At 73.6% G+C, this 14,476-nt stretch carries 10 protein-coding genes; 1 reads left to right on the forward strand and 9 read right to left on the reverse strand.

The features are described 5' to 3' along the window. Positions 1-98: 98 nt before the first annotated feature. From BLW63_RS00380 to BLW63_RS00415, 8 genes are all read right to left on the reverse strand, one after another. Positions 99-1,796: an acetate--CoA ligase gene (locus BLW63_RS00380; protein ID WP_091150318.1), complete on the reverse strand. Its 1,698-nt coding sequence runs from the start codon at positions 1,794-1,796 to the stop codon at positions 99-101. Then, entirely contained in the window at positions 1,793-5,002 is a 3,210-nt protein-coding gene (locus BLW63_RS00385; RefSeq protein ID WP_211516945.1) for an FAD/NAD(P)-binding protein, read from the reverse strand. Before BLW63_RS00385 ends, BLW63_RS00380 begins: the two co-directional genes overlap by 4 nt. After that, positions 4,999-5,463: a cobalamin B12-binding domain-containing protein gene (locus BLW63_RS00390; RefSeq protein WP_170856567.1), complete on the reverse strand. Its 465-nt coding sequence runs from the start codon at positions 5,461-5,463 to the stop codon at positions 4,999-5,001. The genes BLW63_RS00385 and BLW63_RS00390 overlap by 4 nt, the downstream gene beginning before the upstream one ends. Before the next feature lie 18 nt (positions 5,464-5,481). Further along, the gene (locus BLW63_RS00395) at positions 5,482-5,898 is read right to left on the reverse strand and encodes a cupin domain-containing protein (protein WP_091150320.1); all 417 of its coding nucleotides are present in this window, start codon (positions 5,896-5,898) and stop codon (positions 5,482-5,484) included. A 90-nt stretch (positions 5,899-5,988) separates the two neighbouring features. Beyond that, complete coding sequence (locus BLW63_RS00400; RefSeq protein ID WP_091150322.1) at positions 5,989-6,534, reverse strand: hypothetical protein; 546 nt, start codon at positions 6,532-6,534, stop codon at positions 5,989-5,991. Positions 6,535-6,708: 174 nt separating this feature from the next. Then, complete coding sequence (locus tag BLW63_RS00405) at positions 6,709-7,368, reverse strand: spondin domain-containing protein (RefSeq protein ID WP_091150324.1); 660 nt, start codon at positions 7,366-7,368, stop codon at positions 6,709-6,711. An 84-nt stretch (positions 7,369-7,452) separates the two neighbouring features. Next, positions 7,453-8,880 (reverse strand): vanadium-dependent haloperoxidase, encoded by a 1,428-nt coding sequence (locus tag BLW63_RS00410; protein ID WP_091150326.1) that lies wholly within the window; start codon positions 8,878-8,880, stop codon positions 7,453-7,455. A 470-nt stretch (positions 8,881-9,350) separates the two neighbouring features. Then, a complete protein-coding gene (locus tag BLW63_RS00415) occupies positions 9,351-10,379 on the reverse strand; it encodes an ABC transporter permease (protein ID WP_139263440.1) in 1,029 nt (342 codons plus the stop codon). Between the two features lie 790 nt (positions 10,380-11,169). On the opposite strand from BLW63_RS00415, the gene BLW63_RS00420 reads away from it, so the two are divergent. After that, positions 11,170-11,583 carry a hypothetical protein gene (locus tag BLW63_RS00420; RefSeq protein ID WP_091150331.1) on the forward strand — a complete coding sequence of 138 codons (414 nt, stop codon included), beginning with the start codon at positions 11,170-11,172 and terminating at the stop codon, positions 11,581-11,583. 369 nt (positions 11,584-11,952) lie between these two features. On the opposite strand, the gene BLW63_RS00425 is transcribed toward BLW63_RS00420, so the two are convergent. Further along, positions 11,953-14,100: a DEAD/DEAH box helicase gene (locus BLW63_RS00425; protein WP_091150333.1), complete on the reverse strand. Its 2,148-nt coding sequence runs from the start codon at positions 14,098-14,100 to the stop codon at positions 11,953-11,955. Positions 14,101-14,476 lie beyond the last annotated feature (376 nt).

Genomic DNA, 14,476 nt, shown 5'->3' on the forward strand with positions numbered 1-14,476 from the left:
CCGTGGAGGGGAGAGACACCCCGTCGTCTCGGGCGCCGCTCGTACCACCGCAGCGCCGATGCCGGTCCGCGACCGCTCCCCCACGACCGGCACAAGGGTCAGCACGGGTCGGAGACACCAAGCGAGCGGTGACCTGTCGCACCGCCCGCAGTCGCGCGGACCCACTCCCCCACCGCACTGCGCCGGATCTTGCCCGACGCGGTGCGGGGCAGCCGGTCGGCGACGTGGACCGCGTGCAGACGCAGCGACGGGGCGACCCGCTCGTCCACGTGCACCAGGAGCCTCGACGGCAGGTCTGCTTCCTGGGCGTTGGCGGACGGGACGACCACCGCATGCGGTACGGCCCCGCCGAGGGCGTGCGGGACGGCGACGACGGCCGCCTCCAGGACCTCGGGATGGGCCCGGAGCACCGCCTCCAGCTCGTACGGCGAGATGCGGTGGCCGAAGGACTTGAAGACGTCGTCCCGGCGGCCGACCAGGCGCACCCATCCCGACTCGTCCCGGACGCCGACGTCCCCCGTCCGGTAGCGGCCCGAGGTGAGCACCGCGCCGGTGCGCGACGGGTCGTCGAGGTAGCCGAGCATGACCCCCAACGGCTCCCTCGCGAGGTCGACGTGGACCTCCCCCTCGGCGGGGCCGTCCGCCCGCCCGTCGACCAGCACGTCGTAGCCGGGCAGGACCTTGCCGAGCCACCCGGGCCGCGGGGTCAGCCCGGGCGTCGTGCCGATCAACGCGGTCGTCTCGGTCTGCCCGTAGCCATCGCGAACCCGCAGCCCCCAGGCGTCGTACACCTCTCGAGCCAGGCAGGGGTCGAGCGGCTCACCGGCGGACGTGGCCTCGCGCAAAGCCGGCCGGGCCGCACGCAGGAACGGGCGGAGCGCATACCAGGTGCTCGGCGGCGCGCAGAAGCTGGTCACGCGGCGCTCGGCGAGCAGGCTCGTCAGCCGATCCGGGGAGCAGCCGTCGGCACAGGCGACGACGGTGGCCTCGGCGTTCCAGGGGACAAAGAACCCGCTCCATGAGTGCTTGGCCCACCCGGGTGCCGAGACGGTCAGGTGGCGGTCGCCGGGCAGCACGCCGTTCCAGTACATGCTGGACAGGTGCCCCACCGGATAGCTCGCGTGCGTGTGGCCCACCAGCTTGGGCAGTGACGTGGTGCCCGAGGTGAAGTAGCAGAAGGCGAGGTCCTGGGCCGGCGTCGGGCCGTCCGGGACGAACGGCCGGGCCGGTCGGAAGGCCTCGCCGTAGTCGGCCCAACCGGGCATCCCGGCACCGACGGCCACACGCACTCCACCGGGAGCGTCCCGGAACAGCGCGACCAGGTCCGACCGGCACACCACGTGCCGGACGCCGCCGCGCTGCGTCCTGTCGCGGGCCTCGGCCGGAGTCAGGTCGGTGTAGCTGGGGATGACCACCGCACCCAGCTTGAGGCAGGCGAGCAGGGACTCCCACAGCTCCTGCTGCGTCCCCAGGACGACGAGGACCCGATCCCCCCGCCGCACGCCCCGCCCGGCCAGCCACGAGGCCACGGCGGCGGACCGGTGTGCCATCTCCTGGTAGGAGATGGCCGAAACCGTGCCGTCCGGCGCCACCAGTTCCAGCGCGGTGCGCTCACTGCCCTCGGCGACGACGTCGAACCACTCCAGCGCCCAGTTGAACGACGAGAACCGGGGCCAGCGGAAGGCACGGCAGGCTCCGTCGTGGTCCAGCCGGGTGGAGAGCAGCAGGTCGCGTGCCGCGCGGAACTCCTCGGTCCGGCGAGTCGGCCTGCCGAAGGGGGACGACGCCGCGCTCACGCGACCACCTCCTGCGCCGGCGCCGGCGTCACCCGCTGGGCGAGGAACTCCATGAGGTGCTCGGCAACCGCATCGGCGTCCCCGGTGAAGTCCCCCCACCGGCCCGGACGGCCGCTGCCGACCTGGGTGAACCAGCGCGTGTGCTCGGTCGGGATGCCGAGCACGTACAGGTCCTGCTCGGGCGCTCCGTCGCTCCGCACGGGGTGGTAAGGCGCTCCCGTGACGTGCACTCCCCCGGTGCGGAGACGGCCTCCGGCCGAGGCGTTGGTGAAGCTCGACCACACCCCGGCGCGCAGCAGTGACCGGGTCAGCGGAGCGGGGTCCCGGCGGACGTCGGGCGTGGGGATGCGCGCGTCCACGAACGCGTCGAGCAGCACCGCCGCACCGCTGACCTGGGCGGCGTCCCCACGCCACCGACCCGTCCGGTCGTCACCCGTGAAGACGGAGCCCGGCCCGAGCAGCCGCAGCACACCTGCGTCCAGGAGCGCGAGCACCTGGTGCAGCCGGACCCGTGGCGGCCCGGCCGACAGCGCCGAGGCCACGGGGACGAAGGATGCGAGGAACTCGCGGTGGGACGCCGCGGTCAGCCCGCCGTGGTCGACGGCGACGCGGAGGACCGCCCGCACGTCGCGCAGCGTGTCGAGCGCTGCCTTCACGGGCCCGTCGACGTTGCCCTCCTCCGCCTCGGCCAGGTCGCGCCGGACGTGGTCGGCCACAACCCGGTGATAGGCCTCGGGAGAGCCGAATCGGCGCCCGGCGAAGGGGCGTGCCCGGGCCGGCAGGTCGAGGGCGGGCAGGGCCGGACCGCCGAGACGCCGGGCCTGCTCGACGACCGCCGCACGGGGGTCGGTCGGGTCGACGGTCTCGGTGACCCGCTCGTGGAAGAGCGTGACCGCCTGCTTCCCGTACAGCCTGCGCAGCGCGGTGCCGTGGTGGACGAGGTCCATCTCGGCGAGCAGCCAGGGCTCGACGTCGCGCCGGAAGTCCAGCGGGCCGCGCCGCCGCGCGGTACGCATCCGGGACCGGGTGAACAGCAGCGGGACGTACACATGGTCGGGCGGCTTCTGGTTGCGCCCACGGGCGGGGACGGGTACGCCGCTGCGGGACCCGGCCACCAGCAGCGGTTCCCGACCGCTCGGCTCGTACCGCAGTCCGTCACCGGCCGCCTCGAAGCGTCCGCCCCGGCCGACCGTCAGGGCCGCCATGACGTCGTAGAACGACAGACCGAGGCCGAGGACGCCCACCACGGACCCCGCCGGCAGGTCGTCGAGGGCCATGTCCGCCGCGGAGTCCGCCCGCACGTAGCGGGCGCCCGGACGGCGGGCGGCGAACGCGGCGAGGCGCGCGTGCTCGCCGTCCGGTTCCGGGGACGCGTGCCCGGTGGTGAGGACGACCCGGTCCACGTCGACCCCGCCGAGCTCGGGGCTCTCCAAGCGCCAGGCTCCCGCGGGGCTGCGGGTCAGCGACCGGACCCGGGTGCGCACGGGCCGCACCCGGACCGGGGCCGGCAGGCCCGCGAGCACGGTGTCGAACACCTGGCGCAGGTAGCGACCGTAGAGCGCCCGGGGCGCATATCCGTTGGGGTCCCCGTGGGCGGGGTCGACCGCCTGCCACCACTCGCCCAGGCTCGGCCCGGCGCCCGCGCGGGGCGGGCCGTCGTCCGGCGGGCCGGAGAACATCGTCACCTCACCGGCCGGCGTGTTCATCAGCAGGTACTCGGGTTGGTCGGTGCGCCAGATCCGGCCGCAGCCGACCTCGACCGCGTCCAGCGCGAGGATCTCGACCGGCCAGGCCGGCGGTCGCTCCGTGAGCCGGGCGGCCAGGCGCTCCAGCACCGCGACGCCCCTCGGCCCGGTTCCGACCAGGGCGATCCGGGCCAGCGGCCCCTCGTGCGCCGCCGCGACCGGCCCCGGCGGGACGGCGGGCACCGGGCCGCCCAGAGCGGGTCCGTCGAAACGCCGGGCCGCGTGCGACAGCATCGTGACCAGCCGCCGGGAGGTGATCCGTCCGGCTCGTGTCCGCGCTCCACCCGGCAGGGGTAGGCGGCCGGAGTCGGCCCAGTACAGCCGCCCGTCGGCGTCGATCGCCCCCTGGGTCGCGCCGGCGTTGTCCTGGTGCAGGCAGAAGGGGACGTCGAGCAGACCTGCCGCGAAGGCCCGGACCAGCGCCGTGCCCACGTCGTCGCTCAGCTCCAGGACCGCCTCGACCAGCGCCGTCGTCTCGGCGAGCACCTCGGAGGCGTCGACCTCGTCCCCGGACGGCCCCCGGACGCTCCGACGCGCCTGCCTGGCGCGGGCCGCGGCGGCCGTGAGCGCCTCGACGTTCTCGCCCACGGTGGGGATCCGGTGGGCCTCGGCCACGGTCTTGACGATCAACCGCTCGGCGCCGCCGCGCACCGCGACGTCGACGCTGCCGGCCAGCAGCCGCCGGGCGCCCTCGGCGGTCTGCGGGTAGACGCCCATGTAGGTGTAGAGCACCAGGTGCCGGTCCACCCGGGGCGGGAGCAGCCGGGCCGCGAGCCGGCGCAGAGCGGTGAGCGCCTCGACGTCCTGCCCCTCGGAGGTCTGCTGCGCGTAGCTGAGCGAGACGCTGTCCACCCCGTGCTGGACGAAGAACAGTCCCTCCAGCACGCTGACGGCGACGAGCAGGGACGGCGGGCACAGTTGCCCCAGCAGGCAGCCGCCGAAGGTCTCCAGGTGCGGCCGGACCCCCGCGCTCCGGCCGTCCTCTGCCAGCGTGCACGTGGCACGGGCCCAGGCCCGCACCGACTCGGCGAGCGGGACCCGGCCGTAGGGCAGGCAGTAGGAGACCGGCCCGCCCTCCGACGTCGCCAGCCCGGCCCGGACCATGGTGGCGAAGATGTCGCCGGGTGCCGCGGAGCCGTGCCGGACCTGCACCGGGATGGTGCCGGCGACGTCGCGGACCACCCGGGCGGTCACCTCGGCCCCGTGCGCGACGAGGGGGAACCCGTTCAGGGGAGCTCCGCGGCGCACCGCGGCCCGCGCCGCCGCGTGGTCGGAGACCCGGGTGTAGCTGTCCAGCGTGATCGTGCCGACGGTCGCCGCAGGCACGGCCGCGACGGCGCGCAGGCCCTCCGCCATCCGTCGCGGGTCGGACATGCCCATCCGCGGCTGGACGACCAGCTCGCCGCGGGTTGCCGCGGCGGCGACGTGTGCGGCGAGGTCCACCCCGGCGCCGGCGGTCACGCGGCCCTCGCCGGGGCGCCCGCGTCGACGGCACGCGGTGGTGGTGTGGCGGCCAGGAACTCCGCCAGGGCCGAGGCCGGCGTGCCCTCGGTGACGACGGCGTCGAAGCCGGCGTCCAACAGGGCCTGCACGTGCCGGTCGTCATCCTCACCGTCGATGCCGAGCTTCCCGCCGATGACGGCGGGTGTCGCGGCGAGGTCGGCGTCGTCCCGGAGAGTGCGGATCAGCCGTGCCCCGTCGAGGTGACCGTGTCCGTTGACGGAGCTGATGACGATCGCGTCCGGCCGGACGGCTCTGGCGACGGTGAGCAGGTGCTCGTCGGGCACGCAGGGACCGAGGTTCACGACGTGGTGGCCGTGTTCCTCGAGCAGCAGCTGGAGGTACACCAGGTTCCAGGTGTGCGCATCCGAGGACACCGTGGAGAGCAGCACCGTCCGGCCACGCGTCAGTACCGAGGTCATGGCGTCCACCCCCTCGGGTCAGTCGGCCGCTGCCGCGGAGCCGACCCCGACGACGACCTCGCCGTCGAGCGGCTGTCGCGGCTGCGCCGGTTTGGTGCGGATGGCGAGGACGGTGCAGCCCTCGGCGCTGGACATCTGGTGCCGCGATCCGGGCGCCTCGACGACGAGGTCACCCCGCCGGAAGGACCGGCCGTCGCTGTGGTCGAGCCGGCCGTCCAGCACCAGCATCAGCTCATGGCCCAGGTGCTCGTGGAAGTCGCCGTGCGCGCCCGGGGGGAAGCGCAGGAGCAGGGCCACGGACGGCTCGTCGGCGGCCGGCGCCCAGAGCACGCAGTGCTCGACACCGGCACGACCCGGCTCGACCCACGGCACCCAGGGCAGATCGGTCATCGCGAAGCCGTTGCGGAACACGTCAGGGAAGAACAGGTCGGACATGGGGACTCCTGGAGTGGGGCCCGTGCCGTCGGACCAGCACGGACTGGGGATGTGCAGCAGACTGCGACGAGCCGGGATGGCCGACGCGGCTCAGGCGACCGGGGTGTCGGCGCGGACGCCGGCAGTCGCGGTCGCCGCCGGAGCTTCCTGGGAGCGGCCGCGTCGACCGGCGTGCGGCAGGCTCCCGGTGATCGTGATCGCGGCGGCGATCAGGACGAGGTTCTTGATGATGTACTGGCCCTCTATGCCGGGCACCAGCGGCGCCGTCCACATGTCGTGCCAGAACAGGACCAGGGGCGTCAGCGTGCCCGCCATCTGGGCGAAGAGCGCCAGCAGGGTCAACCGCAGGAACCGCCCGGTCAGGAGGCCGAGCGCGATGGCGGTCTCCAGCACGGCCAGCAGCACGCGGGCGGTGTCACCGGTGACCAGGCCACCGGTGAGGACGGCGATGGTGTCCTGGGCGAGCTGGTCGGCGGGGCTGAGCCCCGGCACGAACTTCGGCAGCGCGAACCAGAGGAAGACGATGCCCAGGCTCGTCCGGAGGAGCAGGGTGCTGTGCTGTGCGGCCAGCCGCAGAGTCGCGGCCTCGAGCTTCCTGCCGATCGGCGGCAGCCCTCGTGGCGACAGGGGTTCCACGGTGTCTCCTCGACGTGTGTCGTCGATCGCCGGCCACGACGACCGGGATCGGGCGGTGCGGATGGCGGGACCTCGCCGGCTCCTGCCGCGCGTGGGTCCGAGGCTGCGGGCGAGGCTGCTGTCGCGGACCGACGAACGGCCCGCGACAGCAGCCGCGCTGCGGGATCTCCCGGCTCAGTCGAGCCGCGTGAACCGGATCTCGGCGACCGGGTCCGACCAGCCGTAGGTGGCGGAGTCGAGGTCACCACGCCCGGTGATCCCCTCGTGCGGGCGGATCACGTCGCCCTCCGGTTCCCGGACGAAGAAGTTCCCGCAACAGGGTCCCGGGATGGACGCCGTGCGCTCGTTGTTGACCTCGGAGCCGGCGTCGTAGGCGATCGCCTCCACCGTGGTCGGGGTCTCGTGGAGCTCGACGGAGTCCACCCCCGTGAAGGCGTCGTTGGTGTTCACCAGCATCGTGACGATGCTGACCCGTTGACCGGGCCGGACCCGGACCGAGTACTCCCCCGTCGACCCGGGCGGGATGGGTCCGCCCTCGACCGCGAAGGCCTCGCTGACGCCGGGCAGCTTGCTCAGCGCCGAGACGAGGATCGGGTTGTCGGCGTCCTCGGCCACCGCAACCAGGGCGTGGCTGGCGATCTGACCCTCCTGCCAGACGTGCACGTCCGGACGGTGGACGGCGATCACCGGCGGCGACAGCGGCTGAGAGCCCGGCGGCGTGAGGTTTCGGATCGCCACCTGCCAGGTGGCGGGGCAGAACCCGTGCTCCAGCCCGTACTCCGCGGCGTCTGCGGCCGCGGCGCGGACGGGTGCGTCCGTGCTGTTGACACTCATGCGGTTCTCCTTCGACACGGGTCGGTCACCGGCGTGGCCGACCGCTGGGGTGGGGGTGGGGGTGGGAGACGAGGGCCGCTCGGCTCACGGAGCCGCGGGCGGAGGCACCAGCCCGGCGTCCTTGACCTGCTGGGCGATCTGCAGCCCCAGCGGGACGCCGCCGATGTTGTCGTCGGCGCACCGCGGCAGGCCGTCGAACCGCCAGTGCACACCGAGGTACACCCGGCTCAGGCTGTTCTCCCGGATGGGGGTCACCAGGTCGGTGAACCGGCGGACGTGCCGGACCCGCACGACCCCGGACGAGTCGGTGGTCGTGCCGTTCAGCTCGTCGGACACGAGGTCGACGGGCTCGAACTCGGGCGGGGGCGGGTCCTCGGAGACGACGTCGGCGACCGTGATCGGGGCACCGCCGTAGAAGAGACGGACCATCTGGAACACGGCGGCGCCGAACGTGGCGTGCCCGGACGGGTACGCCGGGAAGGGCGGGGTGAAGTCGGGCGCCTCGCTCTGGTTGGAGTTCGGCGCGCCCAGCGGCACCCAGAACGGGTCGCACTCGGGATCGCTGTTGACGCCGGCCTGGCCGGACGGCCCGTTGCTCGAGGCCGCCTCGCGGACCCCGATCACCGGACGCCAGAGGTCGTGGTGGTACTTCCACCGCCAGGCCTCGATGGCCGCGTCGGCCATCGCGACGTTGGCGAGCGCGAACAGCTCGGCCTGATCCTTGGTGCTGGAGCCCTTGAGCTCGACGATCTTGCGCAGGAACTGGTTGTACAGGCGCGGCGGCGTACCGATCTCGGCCACACCGTCGTAGGCCCAGAAGACACCGATCAGCGTCTCCTCCGGCGTGCGGGTCCCGCCCGACCGGACGCCCAGCTCCCGAACCTCCCGGTGGTCGGCCAGGTAGTGGGCGTCGGCGAGGAAATCGGGTAGCTCGTATCCCGGTGGGGGGTCCAGGTGCACGTGTCCGGGCAGCACGAAGTGCGCCACGTTGCCCCACTGCGGGCCGACGAACGGCTGACCGGGGTTGACCGGGTCGACCCGGTGTCGCCCGTAGCCCGGGGACGTGGCGTAGTGCGGCTGGTCGCCCGCCCCGTCGCCCGCCCGCAGGTCGAGCAACCTCGTCGCTGCCTCCACGCCCAGCCGGTGGCCTTCGGCCCGCCCGGGCCCGTGCGGCATCGGGTCCTTGGTCGCGTGCTCGGTGAAGTAGTCCTCGTACTCCGGCCACAGGGCGGCCAGGGTGCACTGCGCCGCCGCGGCGATCGCGGCGTGCTGCGCGGTCCCGGTGAACGGGCCGGCGTACTGGACCCCTGTGTACGTCGGCGCGCTGGGCTGACAGGCGGCCCGCGCCGCGTCCCGCATCGCCAGGTGCACGATCGCGAACGCCCACGAACTGCCGGTGGGCCCCCTCGTCTCGACCGGCTTGGTGAAGTGCTCCGGCCGCTGCCCGGGTGTGTGATCCCGGGCGTTGGCCTCGAGCAATGCCTCGTTCCAGTACAGGACGGGCTGGTTCATCCTCGGATCTCCTCGTTGATCGCGGTCGTACCCGTCGGTCCGACGGGTCCGGCTGGCCCCCGTGCGCCGACGCCGCCGCCCGCCGCGCTGGGCGAGCGGGAGCCGGTCGTCGGTGGTCCGCCACCCCGGTCCGGTATGCGTGCCGGTCCACACCGGGCGCGTCGCAGTGGTGCAGGACCACGGCCGGGACGTGGCTCGCCCCGTGAGGGCGATCCGCCGCCGTCCCCGGTTAAGGGGTGGCGATGGACAGAGCCGCGGGTCGCCGCCGTGATACGCCGGTGCGCACCGCCGTCGTGTCGGTCGAGGGGGTGGTGAGTAACGGAGCGGCGTGCTCTCCCTGTGATGCGTCGGTGCGGGGTCCCGCCCGACCGCTCGCCAACGGGCCGGGGCGGTATCTACCGGTCACGCACGCGCTCATCCAGGTGTCGGGCGCCGCGCGACGCGGCGATGAGAGACGGGACGACGAACCGTCAGTACGGAGAGCGGTCGGCGGACGCGCCCCCGTCGCTCGGGCAGGAGGAGCCATGACCATCGTCCAGGACCACCTCGTCGACCAGATCGGTGTCGACTTCGCCGAGGCCTGCGCCGAGCTCACCCGGGCCCGCCTCCGCCGGCAGCAGAAGGACGACAATGCGAACCGCGCCGCTGTCGCCGAGTGCCACGCACGGATCGACGTCGTCCTCGACCTGTTCCTCGAGACGCGGTGCGTGGGCCGACCTGCCGACGCGGGCCCGCACCAGGAGCTGGCACCGGAAGCGGTCCCGTCGGCGCGCTGAGGATCCACCACGGGGGCCGGAGCTGACCTGAGCCCGTGAGGAGTCTCGGGACGACCGGACGGCAGCACTCCTCCCGTGGCCATCACCTCGACCCGTGGCCATCACCTCGACCACTTGCTGTGCGATGTCGCGGACCAGGTCGTGGACGACCGCCGAGGATCCACGTCTGCAGCTCGCCGCCAACGGCGGGCGCGCCGGCCTCGGATCGCTCCCAGGAGACGGGGACCTCGAACGTCCCTCGTTGACCTGCAGCGCCCCGGACTTCAGCAGCACAGCGGTGAAGAAGACGGGGGTGGCGATGAAGAAGAAGGACACAGCGGTGAAGAACCGATCGGTCAACGAGTGCTGCTTGACGGCGCTCACCACACCGACGAGCACGCCGATGACCGCGCCGATGAACCAACCGATCACCAGGAGGCGAAGGCTGATCAGCGCACGCGACCACAGTTCATCGTTGATGCTGCCGCCCGTGACCGTCCTGCCGAAGTCGCCCCGCAGGACGCCGCTCATCCACCGCGCATAGCGCTCGAGCAACGGGTCCTTGTCGTTCACCCCGTACTCGGACAGCTGCGCATCGACCACGGCCGGGGGTGGTGGCGGGTTGCGGCCCTCGTACCGTGATCGCGGATCCAGCGCCAGGGACGCCACGACATAGGCGAGCGTCGTGGACGCGAACACCAGGGCCAGGTGGTGGACCAGGCGCATCAGCAGGAACCGCCCCATGGGATCCCTCCACGGTCCGGAGCCGGGCCCCAGCCCGGGGAGCTCACTCGTCTCCTCGTCCAGCCGCGACTGGACGAGCAAGAGGCTCCTCTGGAGACGCCCCCCACGGTGGCCCAGCCGGGTGCCCGGGGAACCGTTGGCGTATCCGACCGGCAGCCTGTGACATGTTTCCCCGGTCTCCGGCGAGGAGAAGGGGGCCGGGTGGACGTAGAGGATCCAGTCGGCAGGATCGTAGGTGTTCACCGGTTCCTCCAGGTCCAGGTCCTTCGAGTGCTGTGGGCGCACGGTCGCGATCGGTCACGGAGCCGGCTGCCACGGCTGTGCAGCCCTACGTCCGAGCCCGCGGAGAGGCGGCCTCTCCATCAGGGGACGTCGGCTCGTGAACCCGCTGGACAGCTCCCCTCGTCAACCACCCTGATACCGCTCGCCCGTCATCGACCGGATCCCACGTCGGGCCGCACGGCTTGCCGATGCGCGACCCGGTGGAGATCGGGAAGGCAACCGCTTCGGGCGGCTCGCGGTCCGGATCCGGGGCCGGGGCCGGGGCGTCGTGCTGCCCGAGGCCGGCGAGGCGGGGAATCGGGAGGCCGAGCCGGCGTCGGCGCTCCAGCGATGCTCCCGAGTCGATCGCCCGCACCCACGGTCGAGCTGCCGTCGCCCGCCCGTGTCCCCTGCGGTCGAAGGGACACGGCCGCCCGGCCGTGGTCCGTCCCGCACCGGCCCGCATCAGCCGGACGTCCAGCGACCTCCTCCAGAGGTCCAGGAGCGCTACAGCACTGGGAGAGTCACCATGAACGGTGTCCAGTGGCCGGGCAACGCCTACAACCCGGCAGGGACCGACCTGAGCGGGCCGATCACGCAGCTGCTCAAGGACATGGAGCTGCTCGAGGAACGAGCCGGGCAGGACGACAAGGGGAACAAGCGCGAGATCAAGGCCACGCTCCTGGGCGGCACTCCGCCCCAGCTGCAGGTCGTCTCGGCCGGTTCGCTCGCGATCTCCAAGGCCATGGCGGCCCTCATCGCGGCGCTCGGCGGGGGCGGAGGGGCGTTCGCGGCCATCAAGGGTTTCTTCCTGGAGAGTGACAGCTCGCTCCAGTCCACCTATGTCTGGTCGGCAGCGATCTGCGTGGCGACCTCCGCCCTCGTCCTCGCCGTCATCGTCGGCGCAGACGTGGCGGCACGCTCGCGCAGCGTGGCCGCTTAATACGCGGCACGAGCCAACGTCGCCGCCGGACTGCTGAACAGCCTCCAGTTCGGTCGGCCGGCCCAGATACCGCCGACCTACTACGTCAAGAGGTGCAAGGCCGCGGGTCAGCCGCCGCCGAAGTGGCAGCCGGTCGAGGGGTTCGACCAGGACGACGAGACGCTGTTCGCAGTCGTCGGCGGCGAGAAGCTCACGGGCAGGGAGCTCGCCGAGTGGATCACCTACCGAGAACTGCTGCAGCGGCAGGCCGCGAGCGCCTGACCGTCTCCGAGCAGTCGGGCGCCTGACCCTCCGCCGTCCCGCTGAGGGATGCGGCGGGCATGCGACCACGCCCGGACCCCAGCACCGGACGGCGATGCGGCCTGCGCGTCAGGAAGCCGAGGCGGCCTCGTGTCCGGCCGCCGTCCGCAGCTCGTCCGTCAGCAACGCGACCAGCGCCTCGAGTTGCACGTCGGCGGACGAGGCGACCTCCTCGTCGGACCCGTCCAGCGCCCGGGCGGCGAGCCCGGCCTTGCTGCCGATCAGCTCGGCGATCCGGGCGTCGATGGTCTGGGCCGCGATGATGCGCCACGCCGTGACCGGCTCGGTCTGCCCGATGCGGTGGCTGCGGTCGATGGCCTGGGTCTGCTCGGCGTCGGTCCAGGACAGCTCGGCCAGCACGACGTTCGAGGCGACCTGCAGGTTCAGTCCGACGCCGGCCGCGGTCAGCGAGCACACCACGACGGCGACGTCCGGATCGCCCACGAAGGCGTCGACGTTCGCCTGCCGCGCCGCGGGGGTCTGGTCGCCGCGGATCGACGTGAAGCGCACCCCCTGCCGGGCGAAGGTCTCCTCGGCGGCGTCCATCGCGTCGACGTGCCTGGCGAAGAAGACGACCTTGCCGGCGCTGCGGGCCAGCTGCGCGGCGTAGTCCGCGGCCAGCCCGGCCTTCGCGACGCCGATGCGCCGCAGCATGCTGAACACGTTCTCGCCGGACTGCCCGGTCGTCGCGTCCTTGAGCTCGGACCGGGCCACCCGGCGGACGAGGTCGGTGTCGACACCGCTGCCGACGCCCTCGACGACGGCGGACCGGTTGGCGAGCGCGGTCTCGTACCGCGCCCTCATCCGGCGGGCGAGGTCCCGCTCGGCCGCCCGGATCGACCGGCCGACCGCTCCGTCCAGCTCGACGGGGAGGTCGGCGATGCGGCGGGCGGGGATGTCGGCGGCCACGTCGACCTTGCGGCGGCGCACGATGCCGAGGTCGATCACGCACTGCCGCGCCGCGGCGGAGAAGCCCCGGTCGGCGGGCGTCAGGCCGGTGTCCTCGAGTGCGTCCATCAGCTCGTCGAGGGGCTTGCTCTCGTCGATCCAGCCGAGGAACTGCCAGATCGTCAGGAAGTCCTCGATGTCGTTGATCAGCGGTGTGCCGGTCAGCGCCATCAGCAGCGGCCTCGGGGTGCGGGACCGGAGGCGGTCGGACAGCGCGAGGACGTGCTGCGAGCGCTGCGACGTCTTGTTCTTGATGAAGTGCGCCTCGTCCACGACCATCCCGCGGAACCCGAAGTCGCCGAGCCAGCCCACGTGGCGGTCGAGCACCTCGTAGTTGACGACGACGACGTCGGCGAAGCCGTCTACCGTCTCGCCGTCGCCCTGCACCACGGTGGCCGGACGGTGGGGCGTCCAACGCGCCGCCTCACGGGCCCAGTTGCGCTTGACGACGTTGGGCACGACGACGAGCAGCGGATAGGCGTCGGCCGCCTCCGCGGCGAGCAGTGCCTGGGCCGTCTTGCCCAGTCCCGGCTCGTCGGCGAGCAGGAAGGTCCGGTGGCCGGCCGCGGCCGCGGCGACCAGCTGGCCCTGGTGCGGCATCAGCTCCAGGCCCGCCGGGGTGAACCGTGCCGTCGGCGAAGGCAGCGCCGCGCACGCCGGGGCACCCCCACCGGCGCGCTCGAACGAGGCCAGCAGGGGGCCGAGCAGCTCCCAGCCGGCCAGGCGGCGCGGCCGGGGGGTGCGTTGGGGGGCCGCGGAGAAGTCGGGGGCGAGGAAGGGGTTGGCCAGCTGCCGGGAGACCACCGACTGCGGTACGACCCGCCGCTCGGTGCCGGGTGGAGCGGTCGCCGGCTCCGCCGGCACGACCTCGTCGGGCGCCGGCTCGATGCCGAGGTCCCGCAGCAGCTCGCGCCTGCGCGACCGGGCCGCGTCGGAGACGACGGCGTCCTCGGCGAGCAGCGCCAGCAGCCCGGCGTCCCGGACGGCGGTCGTCGCGAGGACGGTCGCGATGCCGTCCAGGCGCTTGAGCTGCTCGGCCCGGCGGGCGTCACTGCCGGCTGCCGCCAGGACGCGGGCGCGCTCCTCCCGCAGCAGCAGGGCGACGGCCTGGAACGTCGTCCGCACGGCGGGCGTCACGCGACCGCGTCGGGCGGCCGCCTCGACCTCACGGGCGGTCCGGGCGAGCACGGAGACGACGTCGCCCCGGTGGTGGACGCGCCGCTGGGCGGTGCGGCGAGCGCCCCGCTGGCGCTGGCCTGGTCGAGCCACGAACTCCTCCTCTGCGGTGCACGGCACGGGAGCCGCGGCAGCGTGCCCCACGGTCCCCGGACAGGACGAGCGACGTCCCGGGCGGACCTGGTGCTCCGGACGCCGAGCCGACCCGCCAGGATCGGCGTCGCGGCCCTCGGCGGCCCCTCGGGGGACCCGGAGCCGCCGGTGGTCGGCCGGTGACCACGGCACGGGCACGTCGTCGTGGGACGACCGGTCCGGTCCTCGTGGTCGTTGCGTCGACCAAGTCAACACCTACGGGCGCACATGATTCCCGCTCGTCGCCGGGACACGCCGCCGACCGGGTCCGCCACACCGGTGGTGGCGTGATCACCGCCCCGTCGTCCCTGGAACCGGCGGGCCGTGTCCCCGAGGA

This window comes from Geodermatophilus africanus (genome assembly GCF_900107105.1).
In the GTDB taxonomy this organism is placed as follows: Bacteria; Actinomycetota; Actinomycetes; order Mycobacteriales; family Geodermatophilaceae; genus Geodermatophilus; species Geodermatophilus africanus.